We start from the raw sequence: 25,169 nt of genomic DNA, 5'->3' as shown, positions 1-25,169 counted from the left end.
ACCCGGATCAACCGCCTGCGGCGCCTCGCCGCCGCAATCATGTACTTCCGAGCAATCGGCGGGTTTTGTTCGGCGCTGTCGCGCCACTTATGACGTGCGGATGGTCTGCAGAAAGCGCTGCATCTCGGCCTCGAGCCGGGTCGCCTGATCGGACAGCGCGGCGGCGGCGGAGAGCACGTGGCTGGCGGAGGCACCGGTCTCGTCAGCGGTTTGCGCGACCTTCGAGATGTGCGCGCTGACCGTGTTGGTCCCGGTGGCGGCCTGATCGACGTTGCGGGCGATCTCACGCGTCGCGACGCCCTGTTCCTCCACCGCGGCCGAGATGCTGGACGCGACGTCGTTCATATTGCGGATCTGGCTGCCGACGCTCTCGATGACCTGCACGGCGTGCTTGGTGCTGGCCTGGATCGCGCTGATCTGGCTCTCGATGTCCTCTGTCGCCTTCGCCGTCTGGGTGGCGAGCGCCTTCACCTCGGAGGCGACCACGGCGAACCCCTTGCCGGCGTCGCCGGCGCGTGCCGCCTCGATGGTGGCGTTGAGCGCGAGCAGATTGGTCTGCCCGGCGATGCTGGAGATGAGGCCCACCACATCGCCGATCCGCGAGGCGGCCTGGGCGAGGTCCTGGATGACCTTGCCGGTCTTCTCCGCCTCGGTGACGGCCACATGGGACATCTGTGCGGATTGCTGCACCTGGCGGCCGATCTCGTCCACGGAGGAGCCCAGCTCCTCGGCGGAAGACGCGACCATTACCACATTGGTGGATGCCTGCTCGGCGGCGGCGGCGACGGCGGTGGACTGCTCGGAGGTGCGGCGCGCGGCTTCCGCCATGGCGCGGGCGGTGCCGTGCATCTGGCTGGATGCCGAAGCGACGCCCCCGATGATGGCGCCCACCACATTTTCGAAATCTCCCGCGAGCTTCAGCATGCTCTCGCGGCGCTCGGCTTCCGCTCTCTTGCGGGCTGCTCCGGCTTCCGCTTCGAGCGCGGCGTTGCGCGCCATCTCCTCCTTGAAGACAAGCAATGCCTTCGCCATGCCGCCGATCTCGTCGCGGCGATGGGTGTCGGGGATCTCGATGGAGAGGTGCCCGCCGGCGAGCTGCTCCATCGCGAGGGTGAGGTGGGAGATGGGGCGCGTCACCCGGCCGATGACCACCACAAGGCCCACCACGCCCACGCCCAGCGCCAGCACCAGCAGGCCGGCAAAAGACAGCAGCATGTACCAGGAATGCGCGGCGATGCCGTCCGCTTCGTCGGCGAGGCTGTCCATCGCGGCCAGGCCCACGGCGGCCAGGCTTTCCAGGGAGGAGATGGACTTGGACCGCCAGACCTCGGTGTCGATGCTGGGGATCGTGCCCGCGGACAGTTCCTCGACCAGCTTTTGGCGCAGGGCGCTCATGTCGCCCGAGAAATAGATCTGCTCCGCGTTGGTGATGGCCGTCTTCAGCGCCGCCGGTATGTCGGAGGCGTCGGCCATGGACGTCACCTCGCTCCACGCCACCTGCACCTTGGCGTTCTGGGCGGCGACGGCGAGGCTGTTGGCGGTCGAGAAGGGGGTCTTGTTGCGCAGCGCCGCGCTGATGATGACCGAGGCGTCGCCGGCCGCCACGCGCGCATTGCCGGCGGCGACGCGCAGCACGATGAAGCGCAGCAGGCTGGGCTCCAGCCGGCGGATCTCGCGCTCCACCTCGAACGTGGCCTGCTCGAGCTGGCTCAAAATGGAAAGGGATTCCGTCATCACGCGGCCAGCGAGCTTGGGGTCTCGGGCTTCCACCGGGAGCCGAAGCGCGGCGTCGACCTCCGAGCGCTGCCGATTGATGGCGGAAATGGCAGTGCGCAGGCGCTCCGCCACCGCGCGCGCCGCCGGCGCGCCGAGCGCATTCAGCTCCTCGATGGCTGTACCAAGGCCTTTGTCCGCGGTCGCGCGGCGCTCCATCATCTTGGTGATGACCGGCTGCGCCTTGTCCGCAGGCAGCGGCAGGGCCGAGCCCACATCCGCGCGCTCCACCCGGTAGGCGGAATACGCGCCGAACAGGCCCTGGTCGGCGAGCACATAGCTAACCGCGGCGTCGGCGCTCTGGTTTCGGCCGTATGCGGAGATGAGCGAACTGATGCTGATGGCCGCCAGAATCGCGGCGATCGTCGAGAACAGGACGATCAACGTCGTCTTGATCGAAAAGTGCATGCCCCATCTCCCCATCCGGATATTCAGGTATGAGGTCGGGCTGTCATGGAGCTTGCCTCCTGCCCACCCGCGGCAAGCCTGCCACCATCCCTTGGAGCGGTACTTCAGCCGCCTTCCCCGACCTGCGAGGCTGCGCCGCCCTGCCGCCAGCTTCAGCGCCTCGGCGCCGGCCGAACTGCCGGCGCCCTGACGTGGCCGGAGCGGCGGAGCTGTGGCTCCTGCCTTCATCCCGGCGGCAGCGGCGCCGGGTGGCGTGAGCATCCCAGAGCGCCTTCGGCGCGCGTTTCTCGTTGAGGTTCCGATTCTGCCCATGCACCCCGCATGCGGAAAAGGCGGAGGGGGCCTGATTGGACCTTGCGCGGTGGGTCGGGGTGGCGGATTCTGAAGGGCTAGTGAATGAATCGCGCGCCTTCGGGCGGCACCGGCGAGCCGAGACCAGATGCCTGAACTGCCCGAGGTGGAAACCGTCCGCCGCGGCCTCTTGCCCGTCCTGCAGGGCGCCGTGATCGAAAGCGCGGAGGCGCGCCGTCCGGATCTGCGCTGGCCGCTGCCGGAGAACTTCGCCGCGCGCCTCGCCGGGCGGAAGGTGGAGGCGCTCGGCCGGCGGGCGAAATACCTGCTGGCGGACCTCTCCGGCGGCGAGGTGATGATCATGCACCTCGGCATGTCCGGCTCCATCCGGGTGGACGGCGCCGGGGCCCAGGGGGGCACCAAGGGGGAGGTCAAGGAGAAGCCCGGCGTGTTCCACCATCCGCGCGGGGCGGCCGGGCGGCACGACCATGTGGTGCTGCACCTGGCCGGCGGGGTCACCGTCACCTTCAACGACCCGCGCCGGTTCGGCGCCATCCTGATCGTGCCCTACGACCGGCTGGAGAGCCACCCGCTGCTGCAGGGGCTGGGGCCGGAGCCGCTGGGCAACAGCTTCAACGCCGCCTATCTGGCGCAGGCCTGCGCGCGGCGGCACACCTGCCTGAAGTCGGCGCTGCTGGACCAGAAGCTGGTGGCGGGGCTGGGCAATATCTATGTGTGCGAGGCGCTGCACCGGGCCGGGCTTTCGCCGCGGCGGGCGGCGCACACCCTGGCCACGCGGGAGGGCGGGCCGACGCTGCGGGCCGAGCGGCTGGTGGGCGCCATCCGCGATGTGCTGCGCGAGGCGATCCAGGCGGGCGGCTCCTCGCTGAAGGACCACCGGCAGGTGGACGGGGCGCTCGGCTACTTCCAGCACAATTTCCGGGTCTATGACCGGGAGGGCGAGCGCTGCCCCACCCTGCGCTGCAAGGGCACCATCCAGCGCATCGTGCAGGGCGGGCGCTCCACCTTTTTCTGTCCGGTGTGCCAGCGCTGAGGGCGCCGGCCGGTCGCGCCGCCTTTCGGAAGGCTCCGGAGCACGGGCCGCGCGCAGGGGCCCCGCCGGCCCGCCGCGGCGCCCGCCAGCCCCATGACGCAGAAGGGCATCGCCGGCTAGGGCGGCGTTGCCTCCGGCTCTGCGTGCACGCGCGGTTTCGAGCGCGGCGCAATCCGGCGCGCGTGAAGAATGCGCGCCAATCCGGAAAGCCATCGCCTCTGGCTGATTCCATCAGGCGGGGAAACGCTCCAGGGCATGTCCCGCGCGCACTGGCCTGCGGCGACCGCCCCGGATTCCGGAGATCACGCGTTTTCTTCGCGCAAACCGGAATCCACTTCGCCTGAAAATGCTCTAGACCTGTCCCGCACGCCTTGAGGCTGAACGAATCCGCCCGCACCGGGCGGCGACGGGGAGAGATGGGAATGTCATTCGAGACACTGCTTGTGGAGCGGCACGATCGCGTGGGGCTGATCCGGCTCAACCGGCCGCAGGCGCTGAACGCGCTCAATTCCGATCTCATCGGCGAGCTCAACGTGGTGCTCGACGCGTTCGAGGCGGACGCGGACATCGGCTGCATCGTCATCACCGGCTCGGAGAAGGCGTTCGCCGCCGGCGCCGACATCAAGGAGATGCACGCGCTCACCTACCCCGCGAGCTATGACGACGACTTCATCACCTCGTGGGAGCGCCTGTCGCGGGTGCGCAAGCCGGTGATCGCGGCGGTGGCGGGGTTCGCGCTGGGCGGGGGCTGCGAGCTGGCCATGATGTGCGACTTCATCCTGGCGGCGGACACCGCCAAGTTCGGCCAGCCGGAAATCAAGCTCGGGGTGATGCCGGGGGCGGGCGGCACCCAGCGGCTGACGCGGTTCGTGGGCAAGTCGAAGGCCATGGAGATGTGCCTCACCGGCCGCCTGATGGGGGCGGCCGAGGCGGAGCGGGCGGGCCTGGTCTCGCGCGTGGTGCCGGCGGCGGACCTGGTGGGCGAGGCGCTCGCCGTGGCCAAGACCATCGCCGACATGTCGACGACGGTGGCGATGCAGACCAAGGAGAGCGTGAACCGGGCCTATGAGACGACGCTGGCGGAGGGCATCCGCTTCGAGCGCCGGGTGTTCCAGGCCATGTTCGCGCTGGAGCACCAGAAGGAGGGCATGAGCGCCTTCATCGAGAAGCGCCCGCCGAACTTCCGCCGCTGAGGCCGGGCCAGGCCCGTGCCCGCCGGGACGGCCGCCGGCCGGGCTCATCCTTCTCCGCGCGGCGCGCACCCTCGCGCGCCGCGCGGGCCTTGCCCGGCACCGGGCGGGGCCGGGCCTGTGGACAAGGGGATTTCTTCGCGACCGCGCCCATGGCCGTGTTGACAAGCCCAGCCACCCCCCGTATCTGTCGCGCTCCCTGCACAGGGAGCCCAGGTGGCGGAATTGGTAGACGCGCTGGTTTCAGGTACCAGTGGTGAAAGCCGTGGAGGTTCGAGTCCTCTCCTGGGCACCATTTGCTCTCCCGCAACGGTCTGAGAGCATCTGAAAGCTCAAGCACATCAAGCAATCGACGCGTCGGCGTCATGTCGAATTCATGCTTGTCGCGGGCTATGATCGTGGTCAGGGCTTCAATCGTGCCTGCCCGTTGAAAATGCGACCAAAAAACGTCATCACCATTTTGCCTTGCCGAAGATAATTTTAGATTAGCCCCAATACGGGGTTACGGGGCAGGGCATGAAGATTCGGCTGGTTTTTCTCGGTGTGTCGCAGGCCCGCAAGCTTCTTGTAATCGGTCTCGGCGTTGGCGGTCTTGCGCAGGCGGCGCAGGCCGAGCCTTTGGAGTCGGAGCGGCCGACCCTCTACCAGACGCTGAATTTCGGAACGAACAACACGTTTCTCACCGGCATTCGCGGTGACAATATCGTCGGCAATTATACTATTCCCGGCACAGGCGAGACCGGCGGCCTTTACTACAACATGACGACGCAGGCGTGGTCGCCCATGCCGGAAGCCACCGCGAACGGCGCGAACTTCCCCGGTGCCATCGGCTCTTCCCCCTATGGGCCGAGCTTCGGCAATCCCGGCGGAGTCCTGCGCGTGGTCGGCAGCTACCAGACCGCGGCCTCCGCACCCTACGACCGCAGCTATCTCTACGATGGCGCGCAGGCGCCGGGGCAGCAGATCACGACCCTGGTCTATCCCGGCTCAGGCACGCTCTATACCATCGCGCACAGCACGTTCGGCGACCAGGTGGTCGGCAATTACGATACCCGGCTCGCGACCGGCAACGCCTTCATCTACAACATCAATACCGGCACCTACACCACCAATAACATTCCCGGCGCCGTCAGCACCACGGCCTACGGCATCTATGGCGACAAGATCGCCGGCGGCTATGGAGCGGTGATGGTGGGCGGGGGGCTCCATGCGGAGCACGGCTACATCTACGATCAGGCCACCGGCACCTATGCCACCTACGACCATCCCGGCGCCGTCGCCACGCATTTCGAGGGCATAACCGGCGCCGGCCGGAGCGGGGAATACAATCTCGTCGCCAACTGGGTGACCGCCGACGGCGTCGTGCACCCGGCGGTGATGCATGTGGATGCCGATGGCCGGGTGACCTGGTACGACATTAACATCCCCGGCGCCGTCGTTTCGTCCAACTCCGCCTATGGCGACCATGTCGTCGGCATCTATGTCGACGGCAACGGCATCAACGGCTATCTCGCCACCATTCCGGGCATGTACAACCCGATCCGCAACACGGGCACGCTGACATTCGGCGCCGACAATGCCGCCGCTCTCTTTGGCCGCAAGGGTGACGACATCGTCAACAGTGGCACCATCCAGGCGAGCGGCAGGGGCGGCATCGGCATCCGCGGCGAGACCTATGGCGTCCTGACCAATTCCGGCACCATCGTCGCCACCGGCGTCCTCGGCGCGGCGGTCGAGATGCACGGCCTTTACGGCACCCTGCTGAACTCCGGCACCCTGCAGGCCCCCGCGATCGCCGACGCCCTGCGCACAGGGTCCGACAGCTTCGGCGCCGTGATCGTCAACACGGGCATCATCGATGGCCGGATCGCCGCGACCGAGGGGCCTCAGAAGCGGTTCGAGAACAGCGGATGGATCGGCATTACCGGTACGGGGATCCCGGTCGTCCACCACATCAGCGGCACCTTCGTGCAGACCCAGGCCGGCACGCTCGCCGTGCGGGTGACCGATAACGGCAACGATGGGATGGGTGTGACAGGGACCGCGCGGCTCGCCGGCACGCTGACGGCCTCCTTCCTGACATCGAACCTCGCGCAGACCTACACGCTCATCGGCGCGACACAGGGGATCAGCGGAACGTTCGACACCTTCGCCACCGCCGGCCTGCCGGCCCTGTTCGAGGCGACACTCGATTATGCCCCGACCCGGGTGACGATGAGCCTAGCCGCCGATCTCGCCGGCCTGCCGAACATGACGCGGAACCAGCGCGTGGTCGGCGCCGCCCTCGACAGCGTCATCAATACGACGACGGGCGGCATGCTGACGCGCCTCCCCGACGCGCTGGACCCGCTCTACAGTCTGACGTCCGACCAGCTGCCCGGCGCGCTCGGCGCGCTTTCCGGCGAGGCCTATGCCAGCGCGCGGTCCGTTCTGGTCGGCGACAGTTTCTACAGCCGGCAGGCCCTGCTCGGGCGCCTGCGCCAGAGTTCCCATGCGGGTGACGCGGGCGCAACGGCGGCGCTGGGCTATGGCGGGCCGGCGCTCGCCTATGCCGCGCAGGCGACACCCGCCACGCCGTTCCCGACCAACGCACTGGCCACGCCCGAGCCGGCGTTCAGCGGCACCATCTGGGCCCAGGCGTTCGGCGGCTGGAGCAATGACGATGGCGGCTCCGGCCTCGCGAGCGTCGACGCGTCCATCGGCGGCATCATCTCCGGCGCGGACGTGAAGATCGGCGACTGGCTGGTCGGCGCGGCCTTGGGCTATTCGCACTCCAGCGCCACCATGGATGCGCTGGCGAGCTCGTCCGATACGGATAGCCTCATCCTGGCGCTTTATGCCGGCACCGGCTCCGGCCCCTGGAGCCTGCGGCTCGGGGGCGCCTACGCGTTCAACCAGATCGATGCCGAGCGCACCATCGCCGCTCCCGGCTTTTTCCAGCAGGCGAATGCCAATTATGACGGCGGCACGGGGCAGGTATTTGCGGAAGTCGGCTATAGCTTCGCCCTGCAAAAGCTTGCGATCGAGCCATTCGCCGGCTTGGCCTATGTCCATGTCGGCACCAACGGCTTCACCGAGACCGGCGCCTCCGCGGGGCTGAGCGGGTCCTCCGGCTCAATGGACGTCGGCTATTCCTCGCTCGGCCTGCGCGTGGCCACGACGATGGAGCTTCCCGGCGGCATGGCGCTCGAGCCCCACGCCTCGGCCACCTGGCAGTATGCGTTCGGCGACACCTCGCCCGAGGCGCGGATGTCCTTCCTCAGCATGCCGGGAACAGATTTCACCGTGGCCGGCGTGCCGCTCGCGGAGAACGCCGCTTTGGTCGAGGTAGGCTCCGATCTGCGCATCAGCGAACAGGCGCGGATCGGCCTGTCCTACGTTGGCCAATTCGCCGACAGCGTCACCGTGAACGCCGTGCAGGCCAATCTGAGGTGGCGCTTCTAGGGCGTTTTCAAGCGAAACGGGCGCGGGTTCGCTGGAAGAGGATCGGCGGTGACGCTCCGCCGGGTGCTCATGAGCGGATGCTATCGGCGTCGGTTCCGGCTCGCTCGCTCTCCTTTCTCGCGTGTTGCCATGTAGCTTTGGCGGCCTCAAGCGGGCAGGGGGGCGAAAGCTGAAATGACGGGAGGCATGGCCGGGGTTTCCTTTGGCTTCGGCCGACTTCCGGCATTCCCTGACGGCGTGCATCGCGGAGGTTGCCGGTGTCCGGCAGGCTCGTTCCGCGCGCAGGCATGTTTAGGCTTTCGTTAAGAAATTTGGCCCTTTCCACGAAACGAGATTGACCCGTCATGAGTCGCATCTAGAGTTACGGCCACGTTTGCGCTGGCCTCGAGGCGAGAGGGGTGGCGCGGAATGCCCGTGCGCCGCCTGGACCTGCGATGACCACGCTCACGCTCAATCTCACGTCGACGCTTCAAGGAACGCTCACCAGTGGAACGCCGAATGGCGTCTGGGCCTACGCGGTCTATTTCGACACGAGCGGCGCGGCGCATTTCACGGATCTGGTGGAAAACGGAGCGCTTCAGGGCGGGACCGGCACATTCAGCATCGACCTGCCTCAGATGGGAGGCGGTAAGGTCTATTTTCTGATCCAGAGCCAGGATGCCGGGAACAGCAACGACCTTTCCTCGCTCATCACCTCGGAAGCCGACATCAGCTGGCAAAACGCGGCGAGCTGGAATTTCCGTTACGACAGTTTCGAGTTCTCCCTGCTGAACAGCAGCGGGGATGCCGGCAACCTCACCTCGGTGAACGGCTTCGGCCTGCCGATGCAGGTGAGCGTCGCCTATCCGGTGAGCGGCAACGCCACCCAGAGCGTCAGCTATGCCGTCAGCGGCGCGGAGATGTTCTCGAAGCTCGGGGCGGCTGCAAGCGGCGTTCTCTATACCTATACGGACCCCGCCGGCGCGCTCCATGGTGATGACCGCATGGCCATCGCTCCGGCCACGTCCGTGGTGAGCGGAGCGACCGCCTTCCAGGCCTCGGACTGGAACGCCTATGTCCAGAGCCTTGAGGTGGCGAACCCGGGCATCACCATCTCCGGCTTCTTCAATGGTGCGCCGGACGGGAACAACGTCTATCACAACGCCGCTTACTACGCTTACACGCTGAGCTGGGACGCCACCCACCAGAATATCGACGGCACCACCGGCACCTTCTGGCTTTCTCCGACCGCGGACAGTCAGGTCAAGGGCTACATCCAGATCTCGCCGGCACAACTCGCCAACAGCATTTATTCGACCCTTGGCGATGCCTACGTCTATTCTAGCCCGGATGCGCAGACGCCTTATACCATCCTGCATTCCGGCTCCGAGGCGATGAACACCGGCGCCAACAATCAGTGGGGAACGGTCTTTACCCAGTTTCTTACTGGATTTTCCGCCGGCTATTATAATGTTGAAGGTGCGTCGCCGAATAGCGCGGTCACGACGCCGGTCAATCTCAACACCAACATCAATTGGGATCCCACCTACGCTTTCGGTCGCTCCCTGGCAGGGGGCGGAACCCCGCTGTATATGGATCATTATTCTGAAGTTTTCTTCCTGAATTCAAATTCATATGGATCGAATTATTCCGACAATCTGATGAGCCACTACAGCCAGGGCGGGCCCCTGGTGTCGCTTTATGACGGCTCCGGCAATGTCGGGAACATCAATCTCACCATCTATGGCGATAGCGAGACGCCCAGCGGCTACACCACGCCGAGCATCGCGAACTATATTTCAGGGGCGACGTTCTCCCCCGTGGTGGCGAACACCAACGGCCTGAACATCGCCCTTTCTTTCGCCAATCAGACCATGGTGCTGGACGAGACGGAAGCGAGCATCACCTTCCGCTTCCAGACCGCGACCGGCGTGTGGTCGGAGGTGGAACTCTCGGCTGCGAACAACACCGTGAACGGCTCGCTCTGGGATGTGTGGACCATCACGCAGAACGGTGACGGCACCTATTCAGCGAGCGCGGCCGGCGCCGACAAGCCGGCCGGCACGGTGGTGATCAACAACATGCCGACGCCGGCATCTGGAACCGCATGGTACCAGCTGGTGGTGCATGATGTGAACGATCCCACCGGCACCGCCGCCTCGGCCAAGACCTACAATCTCTATACCACCACCACCGAGACGGGGAGCGGCGCGCAGTTCGTGAACCCCGACAGCAGCGCCGGCGCCCTGGCGGTGGACGGCCTCGCGCTTATCGGCGTTCCCACCGGCGAGGGCGCGACCCTGCCGACCTTCTCGCTCTCCTTCCTCTACAGCGGCACGTCCACGGTCGATCCCTCGCTGCTGACCACGAATGTCTCCTCCTCGCTGCTGCAGGGCGCGGCGCAGCCCTCGTCTCCCCTGGTCGGAGACATGTCCACGGGGGTGTTCTCGCTATTGAGCGGCCAGAACACCACGACGAACGTTTCCGCGACCGCCACCGCCTCCGGGGTGCTGGCCTTCGGGTGGACCGGCGAGAATCCCGCCTTCTGGTGGTCCTCGTCGGACAACTCGGCGCACGGCGGCCCGCCGCCCATCGCGAGCTACACCAACAAGATCGGCGCCGAGAACATCGCGCGCATCTTCATTTCCGGCACCGGCGGCTCGAATATCGCCCCCGTCAACGCGACCGCGGATATCGACGGCCAATGGGTGACGCCCAACGTGCAACTGGGGAACGGCACCTACACCGTCACCATGCAGGAGTTCCTGGCGGGAGACAGCAGCTACGCCAATCCGCTGACGCCCCTTTCCAGCACGCTCACTCTCAACGTGGCCCTGCCTTCCCTGGGGCTCGGCGCTAGCGGGGGGAACGCGCTGGTTCTCGACAATTCGAGCCACCCGGACGCGCAGGGCAATTGGATCCGCTTCCAGGCCGCCGGCGGTCAATCCGCACTGCCGAATGATGCGACGCTGCTGCTCTACGCCACCGATGCCTCCGGCAACCTTGTGGCCCGCGATGGCCACACGGGTGCCGATGTCACCCTCACCGATGCGACGCTCGGCAAGATCGGCTCCATCTACAGCGATGCCGGCGCGAATTTGCTGGACGGCGTGCAGCAGGTCTACCTGGGCAACGGGCTGCAGCTCCATTTCGCGGTGCTGAGCGGCTCCGGCGCCATCAATATGTCTCCCGACGTGCAGGTGAGCGCGGGCGCCTCCGGTGCTGCCTCGGTCTCGATCGGGGGCTTCTCGCTCACGGCGGAGACCGACAACAACCTCTCCCTCGCCGCGCAGCTCGCGGGCACCCAGAGGGCGACCGATCAGCCGCTGCTTTATCTCAACCACGGGGAGGCGATGACCCTCGACATCACCGGGAGCGGCGCCAACACCAACACCCTCGGCTTCGTGCACGTGAACGTGGATCCCGCCGGCAACTGGAGTGTCGGCGGCGTGGCCTATGGCGACACGACGGAGTTCCGCGCGGCGCTGGTGGCCAACCTCGACAGCGGCGTCACCGTCGTGCGCGGCGGCAACAATTCGTTCGAGACCAATTGGACCGTCCAGGGCAGTGATGGCTATTACGCGCCCGTGCTCCTGACTCAGAATGGCGACGTTCTGTTCATCGGGGACAGCAACCCTGGCGGGTATGAATATATCCGCATGTACGGCGAGAACACCTTCGCCTTCGAGGACCTCACCTACGCGCAGCACTCGGACTTCGACTACAACGACATGGTGATGAAGATCACGCCGAGTGGTCTCGTCTAGCGCCGGCGCCTCGTACGGGCTTTCGGGGCCGCTCAGAGGAGCGGCCTCAGCAACAGGTCCGCGCCCAGCGCCAGCAGGCAGGCCAGGAAGCCGCGCCGGAAAGCCCGTGGGCTGAGGACGCGTCGCAGGGCCTGGCCGGCCCACATTCCGGCCAGCGCGGGGAGCACCGCGAGCGCCGACGGGGCGAGGTGTTCCAGGGGAAAGGCGCCGCGCAGCCCGAGGCCCAGGGCCAGGGCGAGGGTGGAGACGGTGAACGACAGCCCCAGCGCCTGCACGAGGTCGTCCTTTTCAAGGGCCAGCGCCTGCAGATAAGGCACCGCGGGCAGGACGAACACGCCGGTGGCGCCAGCCACGAGGCCCGTCAGCAAACCTATGAGCGGCGACAGCCACGGCTCGGCCCGGCGGGGCACATGGAGCTGGCGCGCGAGGAGCGTATAGGCGGAATAGGCGATCAGCGCCGCGCCGAGGGCGGCGGAGGCCGTTCCGGCGCGGGCCTCCGCGAGCCAGGACGACCCCAGCAGCGTTCCGAGAATGATTGTCGCCATCATCGGCCACAGCCGGCGCAGAAGCGGACGCAGCGCGGGGCCCGCGGAAAGCTGCCAGACGTTGGTGATGAACGAGGGCACGATCAGCAGGCTCGCGGCTGCGAGCGGCGAGATCAGGGCGCCGAGGATGCCCATCGCCATGGTCGGCAGGCCCATGCCGGTGATGCCCTTGACGATGCCGGCGGCGAAGAAGGTTCCGGCGACCGCCGGGATGAGGGATATCGGGAGTTCCATCATGTCTCCTGTCTAGGCGCGCGCTGGCGGGGGACAATGCGGATATTCCGCCATTTGCCTTCGGCTGGCCCGAAGGCTGATGAGCCGCTATGCTGCTCTCATGCGGTTCGATCTCACGGATTTGCGCCTGTTCCTCGCCGTGGTGGAGGCCGGCAGCATCACGCACGGCGCGGCGGAGGCGGGCCTCTCGCTGCCCGCCGCGAGCGAGCGGCTGCGCGAGATGGAGGCCGCGGGTGAGGTCTTGCTGCTCACGCGCGGCCGGCGGGGCGTGGCGCCCACGGCGGCGGGCGAGGCACTCGCCCACCATGCGCGCGCGGTGCTCGACCAGATGGCGCGCCTGCGCGGGGAGCTTGGGGAATATGCCAGGGGCCTGCGCGCCACCATCCGCCTGCTGGCCAACACCGCCTCCGTCACGGAGCTGCTGCCGGAGCGCCTCGCGCCCTGGCTGGCCGCGCACCCGCAGGCGGATGTGGAGCTGAAGGAGCGGCAAAGCGGGGAGATCGCGCGGAGCATCGCCGCCGGGCATGCGGAGATCGGCATTCTCTCCGATGCCGTGGAGGCGCGCGGGCTCGATCTGCGCCCCTTCGCCGTGGACCGCCTGGTGGTGGTGACGGCGCGCGCTCATCCGCAGGCGGAGCAGGCGCGCACGGGGTTTGTCGATCTGCTGGATCAGCACTTCATCGGCCTCTCCGGCGGTGCGCTGCAGGACCATCTGGACATGCAGGCCGCGCGTCTCGGCCGCCGGCTCAAGATGCGGGTGAAAGTGCGTACCTTCGAGGGCATCTGCCGGATGGCCGGCGCGGGTGTGGGAATCGGCATCGTGCCGGAGACGGCGGCGCGCCGCTGCCGGCGCACCGCGCAGGTTGCGGTTCTCGGGCTCAGCGACGCCTGGGCAACGCGCAAGCTGTCCGTATGCGTACGTGAGGACGGCGATCTTTCGGCGCCGGCCCGCGGCCTGTTTCGGCATCTGGCGGCGGGGCCGGTGGCTGGCGGGCGTGAGGGCGGCGGCGCGGGGCTTCGGTGAATCGACGGGATGTCCTATCTCTGGAGCGGACCTTCGCGATGACAGGATGATCGCCGATGCGCAAGACAGTTCAGCTTCCCGGCGGCGAGGCCGTCGGCGCCCTGGGGCAGGGCACCTGGTACATGGGCGAGCGGGCTGACCAGCGTGCCGCCGAGGTCGCGGCCCTGCGCGCGGGGCTCGACCTCGGCATCGATCTCATCGACACCGCCGAGATGTATGGCGAGGGCGGCGCGGAGGAGGTGGTGGGCGAGGCCATCACCGGCCGGCGGAACGGCGTGTTCCTGGTGAGCAAGGTGTATCCGCACAACGCGAGCCGCGCGGGTGTCGTGGCGGCTTGTGAGCGCAGCCTGAGGCGCCTGCGCACCGACCGCATCGATCTCTATCTCCTGCACTGGCGCGGCGAGCACCCGCTGGAAGAGACCATCGCCGGCTTCGAGGCATTGCAGCATGCAGGCAAAATCCGCCACTGGGGCGTGAGCAATTTCGACGTGGCCGACATGGAGGAGCTGCGCACAGCGGGCGGCGGCGCCTGCGCGGCCAATCAGGTTCTCTACAATCCCAGCCGGCGCGGGCCGGAGTTCGATCTCCTGCCCTGGCTGTCGGACGCCGGCATCCCGGCCATGGCCTACAGCCCCATCGAGCAGGGGCGCCTGCCGCGCGAGGGCGCGCTCGGCCGGATCGCCCGCAAGCACGGCGTGGACCCCTTCCAGGTCGCCCTTGCCTGGGTGATGCGGCGGCCGGATGTCATCGCCATTCCCAAGGCGACCCGCATCGCCCATGTGGAGGCGAACGCCCGCGCGCGCGACATCGTGCTCGACGCGGAAGATCTCGCCGAGATCGACCGCGACTTCCCCCCGCCTGCCCGCAAGGCGGAGCTGGAGATGATCTGACGCCCGTGTGGCGCCCCGCTGCGCTCAGGGCGCGCGGGCGCCGCGCATGATGAGCCGGCTGCCGCGGAACTCGAAGGCTTCGAGGCGGGACAGGAAGGTCATGCCCAGCAGAGAGCTGCGGAGCGCGCCGGCGGGGGAGACCAGCGCCGGCACCCGCCGCTCCACGATGCCGCCCACGATGATGTTGTCGATCAGCACCGAGGCGGCCTTCACCCGGCCGTTGGCGGTGTCCACCGGCACGTCGTAGGTGAGAAACTCGATGGGCAGGCCGGCGGCGCGAGCCGCCTCCTGCGTCAGCACCACCGAAGAAGCGCCGGTGTCCACCAGCATGGCGGTGCTCGCGCCATTCACGCTCGCGGAGACGGAGAAGTCGCCGCCGGCGCTGCGCTCGATCTCCACCGTCACCTCGCCGCTGCTCCGCACCGTCAGGGCGTGGCCCGGCATGAGCTGGGACATGAGGCGCTGGCCGAAGGCGCTCAGCGGCTCGCGATAAGTGTAGACCCCGCCCAGCAGCACCGCCACCAGCAGCCAGAACATGGCCGCGAGCACCGCCTCGGCAAACCCGCCGTGGAAGCGCGACAGCAGGCCCCAGCCGATCCAGATGCCGATGGAGCCGAGCGCCACCAGGGCGCCGAACTGGTCGAGCCCCAGGCCCGCCACCTCGCCCTGGTCGTGATGGGCCACCAGCACCACCAGGCCGATGAGGAGGATGACCAGGAGAACCCAGAGCAGGCGGTCGCTGCGATTGGCCATGGCGGCTCCCATTCTCGGCACGCCGTCACCGCGGCGGTGCGGGCGCGGCGCGTGCAGGCTCCCTGTGTGAGCTGCTCCGGCCCTGGAAGAGAGGGAAGACCAGGAGGCGTTCCCGTTCAAGCGGCGGGCGAGGTCCGTGCACAGCCGGCGCGCGGCTGCCCTCAGCCCCGCGCGAAGAGGAGCACCGCCAGGAGAAAGGCGATCTCGCAGGCCTGCTGGGTCGCGCCCGCCACGTCCCCGGTCTGCCCACCCAACAGCCGGGCCGAGAGCCAGCCCAGTGCGGCGAGCGCAAGCAACGGTGCGATGAGACCGGCGAAAGCCGCGCCTACACCGAACGCGGGCACCAGGACCACGACGACCACCAGCGCCGCGACCAGCCCGCAGGTGAGCGCGGCTTTCGGTGTGGGTTGCCCCACGGAAGCGGATGCGCCGTCTGCGCGTGCGGAGGGCAGGGCGCGCAGAAGCAGAATGCCGGCAGCGCGTGAGGCCGCCGCGGCCGCCGCGAACGCGAGGGCCGCCCGTAGCGCGCCACTGGTCTCGATCAGCGCCAGCAGGGCGCCCACGCGCAGCATCAACGCCAGGACGAGCGCCGTGGCACCGAAGGAGCCGACCCGGCTGTCGCGCATGATGGCGAGGCGGTGCGCGCGGTCGCGCCCGCCGCCGAAACCGTCCGCGGTGTCCGCGAGGCCGTCCTCCTGCAAAGCGCCGGAGATCAGCACAAGCACCGTCACCGCAAGGGTAGCGACGAGATAGGGCGGCAGGCGCAGGCCCGTGGCGGCCAGCAGCACCAGCCCGCCGATGGCGCCGAGCACCAGCCCCGCCAGGGGCACGGCATAGGCCAGCCGGTTCATGTCGGGGGCCGCGTGGGGCGCGGCGCCCCATTCCGGCAGCGGCAGGCGCGAGTAGAAGCGCAGCGCGGCGACGAGATCCTCTGCGATCGGCTTCAACGCCATCTGCGGGCCACATCCTTGGATGGGGGCGGGGCAGGGGCGCCGCCCGGAACAGGGGGAATGTGGGAGCCTGATTTGGCCTTCGGGTCAAGGCCCGGCCACCACCTGTGTCGAATCTGCAACGTGACCGGAAATCCGTGCAAAGCCGCGCTGACGCAGGGGCGGCTTAAGTCCGCATTTACGCCTGGGGCCTCTAATGGGCGACAGTTCTGTTGCGTGCGAGTACGGTCACATGCGTAATTTCAGCGAGACCAAGGGGCGCCGCGTCGTCGCGCGACTGGCCGTGATCGGGCTCATGTCCGGTACTGTTGCCGGTTGCAGTTCGGATTCGACGCGCTTCGCCGGCTTGCCTGACTTCAATTTCGGCAACACCCAGCCTCAGGGCGCCGCTCCGGACGTCACGGGTTCCCTGCGTCCGGCACCCACCGGACGGGTGGATTCGGCGGCGCTGCCGCCCCCCGCGCCGGCGGGCATGCCCAATTCCTACGCGGCCTCGGCTCCGGCTCAGCCTTACGGCGCCGAGGGCTACGCCACCGGCGGCAGCTATGTGGCGCCGGGCTATACGCCGCCGTCCGCTCCCGCGGCGCCGCGCGTGGCCGGCGGTACCCATGTGGTGCAGGGTGGCGAAACGCTCGCTTCGGTGGCGCGCCTCTACAATGTGACGCCGGCGGCTCTCGGCGCCGCCAACAATATCGCTCCGGGCATGACGGTGCGCACGGGCCAGTCCCTCGTGATCCCGGCGGGTGCCGCCGCCGCCACGGTGGCGCGTGCGCCGGTGCCCGCGGCTCCGGCCGGCGGCACGCTCGGAACCATGCCGGCACCGGCGCCGGTCGTGGCCTCCGCGCGTCCTGTCCCGCCGGCCGCCGCTGCCAAGTCGGCTCCGGCTCCGACCCTCGTGGCAGCGGCTCCGGTGCCCTCCACGATGGCGCCGATGAAGACCGCTGCCGCCGCCCCCGCGCCGGCCGTGCCTGCGCCGGCCAAGGCGGTTGCCGCAGTCGCCGAGCCGAAGATCGAGACCGCCGCCAAGGTGACCGCCGTGGCGGATGCCGGGGCCGATGATGCGCCTCGCGCCGCCGGCAGCGGCCCGCAGTTCCGCGCCCCGGTGCGCGGGCGGGTGGTTTCCTCCTTCGGTCCGAAGCCGGGCGGCGCCCGCAACGACGGCGTGAATTTCGCCGTTCCGGAGGGCACCTCCGTGCGTGCCGCCGAGGATGGCGTGGTGGCCTATGCCGGCAACGAGCTGAAGGGCTACGGCAACCTCGTGCTCATCAAGCACGCCGACGGCTACGTGACGGCCTATGCCCACGCCAGCGAGCTGGACGTCAAGCGCGGTGATACCGTGCGGCGCGGCCAGATCATCGCCAAGGCAGGCCAGAGCGGCAGCGTGCAGAGCCCCCAGCTTCACTTTGAGATCCGCAAGGGTTCGACAGCGGTCGATCCGGCGCGATACGTGGCCGGGCTCTGAGCCGGTCCGCAACAGAACCACCTCGGCCGGGCTCGTCCCGGCCTTTTTATTTGGGGCTCCCTCGCCTTGACGGGCGGCGAGGCCGCTTATAGGGGCAGATCATGTCGTCACGGGCCTTCATCGCCGGCTGCGCCGGCCTTCGCCTCTCCCCTGAGGAGCGGCGCTTCTTTTCCTCGGCCGCGCCCTGGGGCTTCATTCTGTTCGCCCGCAACGTGGATAGCCCGGACCAGGTGCGCACCCTGGTGGCCGAGATGCGGGACGCCGCCGGATGGGCGGCCCCGGTGCTGATCGACCAGGAGGGCGGGCGCGTGCAGCGCCTGAGGCCCCCGCACTGGGCGGAATATCCCCCCGCGGAGGCGTTCGGCGCGCTCTACCTGCGTGCGCCGGCGGTGGCGCTGGAGGCCACGCGGCTGAACTCGCGCGCCATCGCGGCGGATCTTTCCGACCTCGGGATCGACGTGGACTGCCTGCCGGTGGTGGACCTGCGGCATCCGGATGGGCACGGCATCATCGGCAACCGGGCCTACGGTACGGAGCCGGGGGCGGTAGCGGCTCTCGCCCGCGCGGCGGCGGACGGTCTGCTGGATGGCGGCGTGCTGCCGGTGCTGAAGCACATTCCCGGCCACGGGCGCGCCCCGGTGGACAGCCACGAGCGCCTGCCGGTCGTCCACGCTCCGCGCGCGGAGCTTGAAGGCGCGGACTTCGCCGCCTTCCGTGCGCTCAGGGATATCCCCCTGGGTATGACCGCCCACGTGGTCTACGCGGACATCGACGCCGCGCGGCCCGCCACCACCTCGCCGGTGGTGATGACGGAGGTGATCCGCGGCACCATCGGCTTTGAGGGCGCGCTCATGAGCGATGATCTTTCCATGGGCGCCCTCGCCGGAACGCTGGAGCAGCGCGCGGTCGATGCCGCCGCCGCCGGCTGCGACCTGCTGCTGCACTGCAACGGCAAGATGGAGGAGATGGTGGAGGTGGCCGCGGCCGCGCCCGTGCTTCAGGGGCAGGCGGCGGAGCGCGCCGGACGGGCGCTCGCCCTGCGCCGGCCGGGTGTGCTCCACGATGCGGTCGCGCTGCGGGCCGAGGTGGCCCGGCTGATCGCCGCCGCCTGATATGGCGGCGGACGACTTCCCCGAAGGCGGCGATGAACGCCCCGAGGCCGGGGAAGACGGCTTCGTGGTCGATCTCGACGGCTTCGAGGGGCCGCTCGATCTTCTGCTGGCGCTGGCGCGCACGCAAAAGGTGGACCTGACGCGTATTTCCATCCTTGCCCTCGCGAACCAGTATCTGGCCTTCATCGAGGAGGCCCGGCGCGGACGGCTGGAGCTGGCGGCGGACTATCTGGTGATGGCGGCCTGGCTCGCCTACCTCAAGTCGCGCCTGCTCCTGCCCGCGCCGCCGCAGGAGGAAGGGCCGAGCGCGGAGGAGCTCGCGGCGGCGTTCGCCCGGCGCCTCAGGCACCTGGAGCGCATCCGCAAGGCGGCCGAGCAACTGATGGCACGCCCGCGGATGGACCGTGACATGTTCGCCCGTGCCGAGCCCGACCCCGCCGACATGCCCCGCCGGCCGGTCGCCTACACGGCGACGCTTTATGATCTCCTTTCCGCCTACGCCCGCCAGCGACAGACCCAGGTGCTTTCTACAGTCACGCTGAAGATGCGGGCGGTGTGGTCCCTGGCCGAGGCGCGCGAGCGGCTTGAGCGGCTGCTGGGCCGGGAACTCCTCTCCGACTGGATGCGGCTCGACGAGTTCCTGGTAGAATACCTTACCCGGCCGGATCAGCGGGCGACGGCCCTCGCCTCCAGCTTTTCCGCGACCCTGGAGATGGTGCGGGAGGGGCTTATCGACATCCGGCAGGAGCGGCCGTTCGCGCCCCTGTGGCTGCGCGCCAGGGACGGTGTGGGGCGGCCGGGCGGAACGCGGGAGAACGAAGGGGACGCATGAAGAAGCCCGCGCCGCGCATCGACCTCTTCGACGTGCGCCCCGACGACGAGCGCGCGGCCGCCTTCGTGCGGGACCTGAGGGTGATCGAGGCGATGCTGTTCACGTCTTCGGCACCGCTGGATGCGCGCGCCCTGCGCCCGCGCCTTTCGGGGGGGGCTGACCTCGATGCGCTGATGGAGGCCCTTTCGGGCGACTACGCGCGGCGCGGGGTGAACCTCGCGAAGGTGGCGGGCGGCTGGATGCTCCGCACGGCGCCGGACCTCGCGCCCGAGCTGGCCGATCTCGCGCCGGAACAGCGCAGGCTGTCGCGGGCGGCGGTGGAGGTGCTGGCGATCATTGCCTACCACCAGCCGGTGACGCGCGCGGAGATCGAGGAAATTCGCGGGGTCTCCACCTCCAAGGGCACGCTGGACGTGCTGCTGGAGACCGGCTGGATCAGGCTGCGCGGCCGGCGCAAGGCGCCCGGCCGCCCGGTGACTTACGGCACCACGCCCGCCTTCCTGGTCCAGTTCGGCCTCGATGCGGTCTCCGACCTGCCGGGCATGGACGAGCTGAAGGGCGCCGGGCTGCTCGACGGGCGCATCCCCGGCGGCTTCGCCATCCCCCTGCCATCGGACGATCCGGACCTGAGGGAGGACGAGGAGCCGCTGGAGCCGGAGCCGCTCGATTTCACCCTGTCGCCGCCGCCCTCCGACGAGGAGTGAGCGGCTTCGGCCTGTGGATGCCGGGGGCCTCCTTGTTTTCGCCGCGGGCGGGGCCTAGTGTCGGCGCCCGAGTACCCCGAGGCCGTCGCCGCCGGGGTCTTTGACCTTTCGGAGGATGACCGGAATGGGTTCGATGAGCATCTGGCACTGGATCGTGGTGCTGGCCGTGGTGCTCCTGTTGTTCGGCCGGGGCAAGATCTCCGACCTCATGGGTGACGTGGCGAAGGGCATCAAGTCCTTCAAGAAGGGCATGGCCGAGGACGACGAGCCGGCGAAGCCGGCGGCTTCCGAGGCGCCGCGCCCGCTGCCCGGCCAGACCACCAGCGCCACCGCCGAGGGTGAGAAGAAGGCCGTCTGACGGCCTCTTCCCACCATCCGCTTTGAGAAGGGCGGCCGCGCGGCCGCGGGCGTGAGGCGTTCATGTTCGAGATCGGCTGGTCCGAGCTGATGCTGATCGGCATTGTGGCGCTGATCGTCATCGGCCCCAAGGAGCTGCCTTCGGTGCTGCGCACCGTAGGGCGCACCGTGGGGAAGCTGCGCCGCATGGCCGGCGAATTCCAGGGGCAGTTCCAGGAGGCCCTGCGCGAGGCGGATATCGCCGAGATGCGCAAGGAAATCTCCGACGTCACCGACACCGCCCGCTCCTCGTTCACGAGCGTCGGCGCCGGGCAGGCCTTCGATCCGCTGAAGTCCATCCGCGACGAGATCCGCGCCACCGTGGAGAGTGCCGCCACGCCCAAGGCGGAGGCTCCTGCCACTCCGGTGGTGCCTGCGGCAGGCGAGGGGGCGACGCCGGTCGATGCTCTGATCCCGCCGCCGCCTGACGAACCGCTTCCGCCGCCCGTCTTCCCCATCGAGAGCGCGCCGGCCCCGGCGCTGCCGGCGTCCTCCGCACAGAACGCCGCGCCCGGACAGGCGCAGGCGCCCACGACGAGCCAGCAATGAGCGACGAGGACGATATCGAGGCGTCGAAGGCCCCGTTGATCGAGCACCTGATCGAGCTGCGCGCGCGGCTCATCAAGTCGCTCGTCGGGTTCCTGGTGGCGTTCTTCGTGTGCTTCACCTTCGCCAAGCAGATCTACAATATCCTGCTTTGGCCCTATGAGTTCGCCTCAGGCTTCGCGCCGGGCATCAAGCTCATCTACACCGCGCCGCAGGAATTCCTCTTCACCCAGATCAAGCTCGGCATGTTCGGTGCGGCCTTCCTGTCGTTTCCGCTGGTGGCCGCGCAGGTCTATGCGTTCGTCGCGCCGGGGCTCTACAAGCACGAGAAGGCCGCGTTCCGGCCCTATCTCATCGCTACCCCCATCTGCTTCCTCATCGGCGCGGCATTCGTCTATTTCATCGCCATGCCGCTGGCGATGACCTACTTCCTGAACATGCAGCAGGCGGGCGGCGACGGGCGCGCGGAAATCTCACTGCTGCCGCGGGTCTCCGAATATCTCTCGCTCATCACCACGCTGATCCTGGCGTTCGGCATCTGCTTCCAGCTTCCCGTCATCCTCACTTTGCTCGCCCGCATCGGCGTGGTCACACAGGACATGCTGCGGAAGGCGCGGCGCTATGCCATCGTCGGCGTGTTCATCCTCGCCGCGGTGCTCACGCCGCCGGATGTGATCTCGCAGCTCTCCCTTGCCCTGCCGACGCTGCTTCTCTACGAGGTGTCCGTCTATCTGGTGGGCGCCGTCGAGAAGCGGCGGGCGGCGGACGAGGCGGCGCGCGACGCGGCCGATTCCGCAGCCGGCTGAGTCGGGCGGGCGTCCTCCCCATCTTCGGAATTTTCCAGGAGCGCGACGGGTCGGCCCGCTGCGTCACGGCCGGGTTGGCCCGGCCATCCATGAGAGCGGCGCCAAGGGGTGGCGCGGCGTGGGTATCCGGTTTCGGGCCGGGTGTGATGGCAGTCACGGGGCCGAGGCGTGCGTGCTCTCCCCGCCGCGGAGCCTCGCCATGCACGACATCAAGTGGATTCGGGAACAGCCGGAGGGCCTCGTGGGCGCCCTCGCCCGGCGCGGCGGCGACACGCAGGAGGCGCGCCTCGCCGCCGACCTGCTGGTGAAGAAGCTCATCGGCCTCGATGAGCAGCGCCGCACCGCCCTCACCGGGCTGGAGGCGCTGCTGGCGCGGCGCAATGCCGCGTCCAAGGAGATCGGCCAGGCCAAGGCGCAGAAGGACGAGCCCCGCGCCCAGGCGCTCATGGCCGAGGTGGCCAGGATCAAGGAGGATGTGCCGGCGCTCGAGGCCGAGGTGAAGGCCGTGGAGCAGGAGCTCGAAGGCGAGCTCGCGGCCATCCCCAACGCGCCCCAGCCGGATGTGCCCCTCGGCAAGGACGAGCACGAGAATGTGGAGCGCCATCGTCATGGTGCCCCGCGCGGCTATGCCTTCACGCCGAAGCAGCACTTCGAGGTGGGCGAGGCCCTGGGCCAGATGGATTTCGAAACCGCCGCCAAGCTTTCCGGCGCGCGCTTCGTGGTCAACAAGGGCCCGCTGGCGCGGATGGAGCGCGCGCTCGGCCAGTTCTTCCTCGACACCCACACCGGCGAGCACGGCTACACGGAAGTGAACCCGCCCATCCTGGTGCGGGACGAGGCCATGTACGGCACCGCCCAGCTTCCGAAGTTCGAGGACGACCAGTTCTCCACCACCCGCGCCGCGGACTTCGCGGCCGCCATCGCTGACGCGCAGGCCGCCGCCGCCCAGGAGATCGCCGCGCTCCTCGCCTCCGGCCTCGATGCCCCGAGCGCGCTCGACCGGGTGAACCTTGCGGCCCACATCCGCAAGGTGCAGGTGGCGAACCGCCTGTGGCTGGTGCCCACCGCCGAGGTGCCGCTGACCAATCTGGTGCGCGAGAGCATCCTGGCTGAGGAAGAGCTGCCGCTGCGCCTGACCGCGCTCACCCCCTGCTTCCGCGCCGAGGCGGGCGCGGCCGGGCGCGACACCCGCGGCATGATCCGCCAGCACCAGTTCAGCAAGGTGGAGCTGGTCTCCGTCACTGCGCCCGAGAAATCGGGCGAGGAGCACGAGCGCATGCTCGCCTGCGCCGAGGCGGTGCTGCAGAAGCTGGACCTGCATTATCGCGTGGTGACGCTCTGCACCGGTGACATGGGCTTCGGCTCGCGCAAGACCTACGACATCGAGGTGTGGCTGCCGGGGCAGGGGGCGTTCCGCGAGATTTCCTCCTGCTCGGTGTGCGGCGATTTCCAGGCGCGGCGCATGAATGCCCGCTACCGTCCGGCGGATGGCAAGGACGGCAAGGCCGCCCCGCGCTTCGTGCACACGCTGAACGGCTCGGGCGTCGCTGTGGGCCGCGCCCTGGTGGCGGTGCTGGAAACCTACCAGCAGGAAAACGGCGCCGTGGCGGTGCCGGATGCGCTCGCCCCCTACATGGGCGGGCTGAAGCTGATCGAGAAGCTGAAGTAGGGAACGAGCGGCCCTCCCTCTCCACGGCAGGGAGAGGGAGGGGAGGCAGCGGCGGAGCGAGGCGAATTCATGCGTATCCTGGTGACCAACGACGACGGCATCCACGCCCCCGGCCTCGATGCCTGCGCCCGCATCGCGCGCACCTTCTCCGATGACGTGTGGGTGGTGGCACCGGAGTTCGACCAGTCGGGCGTCGCCCATTCCCTGTCGCTCTCGGACCCGCTGCGCCTGCGGCAGATCGAGGAGCGCCGCTTCGCCGTGAAGGGCACGCCCACCGACTGCGTCATCATGGCGGTGCGGCACATCCTGGCCGACAGGCCGCCGGACCTCGTGCTCTCGGGCATCAACCGGGGCCAGAACATCGCCGAGGACGTGAGCTATTCCGGCACAGTGGCGGGCGCCATCGAGGGCACCATCCTCGGCATTCCCTCCGTCGCGCTGTCGCAGGCGTTCGGCATCAAGAGCCGGGAGAACCCCAGCTACATCACCGCCGAGACGCATGGGCCCAGGATCATCCGCACGCTGCTGGAGGAGGGGATTCCGCCCGGCATCGTCATGAACGTGAATTTCCCCGACCGCGCGCCGGAGGAAATCACGGGCATCGCCGCCACCGCCCAGGGCAAGCGCGACCAGAAGCTCATGCGCATCGAGGCGCGGCGCGACGGGCGCAACAACCCTTATTACTGGATCGCATTCGAGCGCCGCATCTTCGAGACCGCGCCGGGCTCGGACCTCAGGGCGCTGGACGAAGGCCGCATCTCGGTGACCCCGCTGCGCCTGGACATGACCGATGAGCCGCTGATGACGCGGCTCGCCCTGTTGTTCGAGGGCAAGTGAGCGTCGAGGGCAAGTGAGCGTCGAGGGCGCGAAGGCGGGCGCGGCATCGCCGCTGGCCAAGGCCCGGCCATTGCCTCTATAAGCGGCGGCGCAAGACAGCGGACGCATCTTCCGGGGTGCGGCCGGTCGCGTCGTTTCATCCCGAGAGGTTTCGTCATGTCGGGCACCCAGCGTTCCAGCGCCGATCTCGATCCGCGCCGCCGGCGCCTCCTTTATCGCGCCTGGCACCGGGGCATGCGCGAGATGGACCTCATCATGGGCAAGTTCGCCGATGCCGAGATCGCCAGCTTCTCTGACGCCGAGCTCGATGATTTCGAGGCGCTCATCGACGCCCAGGACCACGACATGTTCTCGTGGATTTCCGAGACGAATCCCGTGCCGGCCGAATACGACACGCCGCTGTTCGCCCGCATGAAGGCGTTCCATGTGGAAGGGCGCGGCCTGCCCGAATAGGCTCCGCGCCCTCTCGTTCGTTCACGTGCACCCGTTCTGCTGGAGTTTCC

At 68.7% G+C, this 25,169-nt stretch carries 20 protein-coding genes and 1 tRNA gene; 17 read left to right on the top strand and 4 right to left on the bottom strand.

Going from position 1 to position 25,169, the window contains the following annotated elements; genetic code table 11:
* Window positions 1-87: 87 nt before the first annotated feature.
* Window positions 88-2,181 carry a methyl-accepting chemotaxis protein gene (locus tag V5F75_RS14765; protein WP_394037269.1) on the bottom strand — a complete coding sequence of 698 codons (2,094 nt, stop codon included), beginning with the start codon at window positions 2,179-2,181 and terminating at the stop codon, window positions 88-90.
* A gap of 439 nt (window positions 2,182-2,620) precedes the next feature.
* Between V5F75_RS14765 and mutM the strand changes: the two genes are divergently transcribed.
* The 5 genes from mutM (at window position 2,621) to V5F75_RS14740 (ending at window position 11,906) form a co-directional block, all read left to right on the top strand.
* Entirely contained in the window at window positions 2,621-3,526 is a 906-nt protein-coding gene (mutM, locus tag V5F75_RS14760) for a bifunctional DNA-formamidopyrimidine glycosylase/DNA-(apurinic or apyrimidinic site) lyase (protein WP_509212090.1), read from the top strand.
* A 422-nt stretch (window positions 3,527-3,948) separates the two neighbouring features.
* Window positions 3,949-4,719: an enoyl-CoA hydratase gene (locus V5F75_RS14755; RefSeq protein WP_394041042.1), complete on the top strand. Its 771-nt coding sequence runs from the start codon at window positions 3,949-3,951 to the stop codon at window positions 4,717-4,719.
* Window positions 4,720-4,926: 207 nt separating this feature from the next.
* Window positions 4,927-5,011, top strand: a tRNA-Leu gene (locus V5F75_RS14750).
* A gap of 221 nt (window positions 5,012-5,232) precedes the next feature.
* A complete protein-coding gene (locus tag V5F75_RS14745) occupies window positions 5,233-8,160 on the top strand; it encodes an autotransporter family protein (RefSeq protein WP_394036823.1) in 2,928 nt (975 codons plus the stop codon).
* A gap of 434 nt (window positions 8,161-8,594) precedes the next feature.
* Complete coding sequence (locus tag V5F75_RS14740; protein ID WP_394036821.1) at window positions 8,595-11,906, top strand: hypothetical protein; 3,312 nt, start codon at window positions 8,595-8,597, stop codon at window positions 11,904-11,906.
* Between the two features lie 32 nt (window positions 11,907-11,938).
* Here V5F75_RS14740 and V5F75_RS14735 read toward each other — a convergent pair whose 3' ends face one another.
* A complete protein-coding gene (locus V5F75_RS14735) occupies window positions 11,939-12,688 on the bottom strand; it encodes a sulfite exporter TauE/SafE family protein (protein ID WP_394036819.1) in 750 nt (249 codons plus the stop codon).
* A gap of 97 nt (window positions 12,689-12,785) precedes the next feature.
* Between V5F75_RS14735 and V5F75_RS14730 the strand changes: the two genes are divergently transcribed.
* Window positions 12,786-13,709 carry a LysR family transcriptional regulator gene (locus V5F75_RS14730; protein ID WP_394036835.1) on the top strand — a complete coding sequence of 308 codons (924 nt, stop codon included), beginning with the start codon at window positions 12,786-12,788 and terminating at the stop codon, window positions 13,707-13,709.
* Between the two features lie 56 nt (window positions 13,710-13,765).
* Window positions 13,766-14,599 (top strand): aldo/keto reductase, encoded by an 834-nt coding sequence (locus tag V5F75_RS14725; RefSeq protein ID WP_394036817.1) that lies wholly within the window; start codon window positions 13,766-13,768, stop codon window positions 14,597-14,599.
* 24 nt (window positions 14,600-14,623) lie between these two features.
* Here V5F75_RS14725 and V5F75_RS14720 read toward each other — a convergent pair whose 3' ends face one another.
* Window positions 14,624-15,352, bottom strand: coding sequence for a retropepsin-like aspartic protease family protein (locus tag V5F75_RS14720; RefSeq protein WP_394036815.1), 729 nt, complete (start codon window positions 15,350-15,352; stop codon window positions 14,624-14,626).
* Window positions 15,353-15,513: 161 nt separating this feature from the next.
* Complete coding sequence (locus V5F75_RS14715; RefSeq protein WP_394036813.1) at window positions 15,514-16,305, bottom strand: adenosylcobinamide-GDP ribazoletransferase; 792 nt, start codon at window positions 16,303-16,305, stop codon at window positions 15,514-15,516.
* Between the two features lie 229 nt (window positions 16,306-16,534).
* Here V5F75_RS14715 and V5F75_RS14710 point away from each other — a divergent pair, with 229 nt between their 5' ends.
* The 10 genes from V5F75_RS14710 (at window position 16,535) to V5F75_RS14665 (ending at window position 25,119) form a co-directional block, all read left to right on the top strand.
* Window positions 16,535-17,764 (top strand): peptidoglycan DD-metalloendopeptidase family protein, encoded by a 1,230-nt coding sequence (locus V5F75_RS14710; protein ID WP_394036811.1) that lies wholly within the window; start codon window positions 16,535-16,537, stop codon window positions 17,762-17,764.
* A gap of 101 nt (window positions 17,765-17,865) precedes the next feature.
* Window positions 17,866-18,876 carry a beta-N-acetylhexosaminidase gene (gene nagZ, locus V5F75_RS14705; RefSeq protein ID WP_394036809.1) on the top strand — a complete coding sequence of 337 codons (1,011 nt, stop codon included), beginning with the start codon at window positions 17,866-17,868 and terminating at the stop codon, window positions 18,874-18,876.
* 1 nt (window position 18,877) lies between these two features.
* Window positions 18,878-19,708 carry a segregation and condensation protein A gene (locus V5F75_RS14700; protein ID WP_394036807.1) on the top strand — a complete coding sequence of 277 codons (831 nt, stop codon included), beginning with the start codon at window positions 18,878-18,880 and terminating at the stop codon, window positions 19,706-19,708.
* Window positions 19,705-20,412: an SMC-Scp complex subunit ScpB gene (gene scpB, locus V5F75_RS14695; protein WP_394036805.1), complete on the top strand. Its 708-nt coding sequence runs from the start codon at window positions 19,705-19,707 to the stop codon at window positions 20,410-20,412. Before V5F75_RS14700 ends, scpB begins: the two co-directional genes overlap by 4 nt.
* 124 nt (window positions 20,413-20,536) lie before the next feature.
* Window positions 20,537-20,770 (top strand): twin-arginine translocase TatA/TatE family subunit, encoded by a 234-nt coding sequence (locus tag V5F75_RS14690; RefSeq protein ID WP_394036803.1) that lies wholly within the window; start codon window positions 20,537-20,539, stop codon window positions 20,768-20,770.
* A 62-nt stretch (window positions 20,771-20,832) separates the two neighbouring features.
* Entirely contained in the window at window positions 20,833-21,357 is a 525-nt protein-coding gene (tatB, locus tag V5F75_RS14685) for a Sec-independent protein translocase protein TatB (protein WP_394036801.1), read from the top strand.
* On the top strand, window positions 21,354-22,160 hold the full coding sequence (tatC, locus tag V5F75_RS14680; protein WP_394036799.1) for a twin-arginine translocase subunit TatC: 807 nt from the start codon (window positions 21,354-21,356) through the stop codon (window positions 22,158-22,160). The genes tatB and tatC overlap by 4 nt, the downstream gene beginning before the upstream one ends.
* A 199-nt stretch (window positions 22,161-22,359) precedes the next feature.
* Window positions 22,360-23,829, top strand: coding sequence for a serine--tRNA ligase (serS, locus tag V5F75_RS14675; RefSeq protein ID WP_394036797.1), 1,470 nt, complete (start codon window positions 22,360-22,362; stop codon window positions 23,827-23,829).
* A 69-nt stretch (window positions 23,830-23,898) separates the two neighbouring features.
* On the top strand, window positions 23,899-24,666 hold the full coding sequence (gene surE / locus V5F75_RS14670) for a 5'/3'-nucleotidase SurE (protein WP_394036795.1): 768 nt from the start codon (window positions 23,899-23,901) through the stop codon (window positions 24,664-24,666).
* Window positions 24,667-24,822: 156 nt separating this feature from the next.
* Complete coding sequence (locus V5F75_RS14665; RefSeq protein WP_394036793.1) at window positions 24,823-25,119, top strand: FAD assembly factor SdhE; 297 nt, start codon at window positions 24,823-24,825, stop codon at window positions 25,117-25,119.
* The last annotated feature ends 50 nt before the right edge of the window (window positions 25,120-25,169 follow it).

This window comes from Xanthobacter albus (genome assembly GCF_043194895.2).
Classification (GTDB): domain Bacteria; phylum Pseudomonadota; class Alphaproteobacteria; order Rhizobiales; family Xanthobacteraceae; genus Xanthobacter.
The sequence above is the reverse complement of the archived record's forward strand: the minus strand, read 5'-3'. Positions and strand labels throughout refer to the sequence as shown.

Excerpts from the sequence above, each read along its gene's own strand:
- scpB (WP_394036805.1), top strand. The coding sequence starts at position 19,705 with ATGAAGAAGCCCGCGCCGCGCATCGACCTCTTCGACGTGCGCCCCGAC.
- V5F75_RS14730 (WP_394036835.1), top strand. The coding sequence starts at position 12,786 with ATGCGGTTCGATCTCACGGATTTGCGCCTGTTCCTCGCCGTGGTGGAG.
- V5F75_RS14700 (WP_394036807.1), top strand. The coding sequence starts at position 18,878 with ATGGCGGCGGACGACTTCCCCGAAGGCGGCGATGAACGCCCCGAGGCC.
- V5F75_RS14740 (WP_394036821.1), top strand. The coding sequence starts at position 8,595 with ATGACCACGCTCACGCTCAATCTCACGTCGACGCTTCAAGGAACGCTC.
- tatB (WP_394036801.1), top strand. The coding sequence starts at position 20,833 with ATGTTCGAGATCGGCTGGTCCGAGCTGATGCTGATCGGCATTGTGGCG.
- tatC (WP_394036799.1), top strand. The coding sequence starts at position 21,354 with ATGAGCGACGAGGACGATATCGAGGCGTCGAAGGCCCCGTTGATCGAG.
- V5F75_RS14720 (WP_394036815.1), bottom strand. The coding sequence starts at position 15,352 with ATGGCCAATCGCAGCGACCGCCTGCTCTGGGTTCTCCTGGTCATCCTC.
- V5F75_RS14665 (WP_394036793.1), top strand. The coding sequence starts at position 24,823 with ATGTCGGGCACCCAGCGTTCCAGCGCCGATCTCGATCCGCGCCGCCGG.
- nagZ (WP_394036809.1), top strand. The coding sequence starts at position 17,866 with ATGTCGTCACGGGCCTTCATCGCCGGCTGCGCCGGCCTTCGCCTCTCC.
- V5F75_RS14690 (WP_394036803.1), top strand. The coding sequence starts at position 20,537 with ATGGGTTCGATGAGCATCTGGCACTGGATCGTGGTGCTGGCCGTGGTG.
- mutM (WP_509212090.1), top strand. The coding sequence starts at position 2,621 with ATGCCTGAACTGCCCGAGGTGGAAACCGTCCGCCGCGGCCTCTTGCCC.
- V5F75_RS14715 (WP_394036813.1), bottom strand. The coding sequence starts at position 16,305 with ATGGCGTTGAAGCCGATCGCAGAGGATCTCGTCGCCGCGCTGCGCTTC.
- V5F75_RS14745 (WP_394036823.1), top strand. The coding sequence starts at position 5,233 with ATGAAGATTCGGCTGGTTTTTCTCGGTGTGTCGCAGGCCCGCAAGCTT.
- V5F75_RS14765 (WP_394037269.1), bottom strand. The coding sequence starts at position 2,181 with ATGCACTTTTCGATCAAGACGACGTTGATCGTCCTGTTCTCGACGATC.
- serS (WP_394036797.1), top strand. The coding sequence starts at position 22,360 with ATGCACGACATCAAGTGGATTCGGGAACAGCCGGAGGGCCTCGTGGGC.
- V5F75_RS14710 (WP_394036811.1), top strand. The coding sequence starts at position 16,535 with ATGCGTAATTTCAGCGAGACCAAGGGGCGCCGCGTCGTCGCGCGACTG.
- V5F75_RS14735 (WP_394036819.1), bottom strand. The coding sequence starts at position 12,688 with ATGATGGAACTCCCGATATCCCTCATCCCGGCGGTCGCCGGAACCTTC.
- V5F75_RS14725 (WP_394036817.1), top strand. The coding sequence starts at position 13,766 with ATGCGCAAGACAGTTCAGCTTCCCGGCGGCGAGGCCGTCGGCGCCCTG.
- surE (WP_394036795.1), top strand. The coding sequence starts at position 23,899 with ATGCGTATCCTGGTGACCAACGACGACGGCATCCACGCCCCCGGCCTC.
- V5F75_RS14755 (WP_394041042.1), top strand. The coding sequence starts at position 3,949 with ATGTCATTCGAGACACTGCTTGTGGAGCGGCACGATCGCGTGGGGCTG.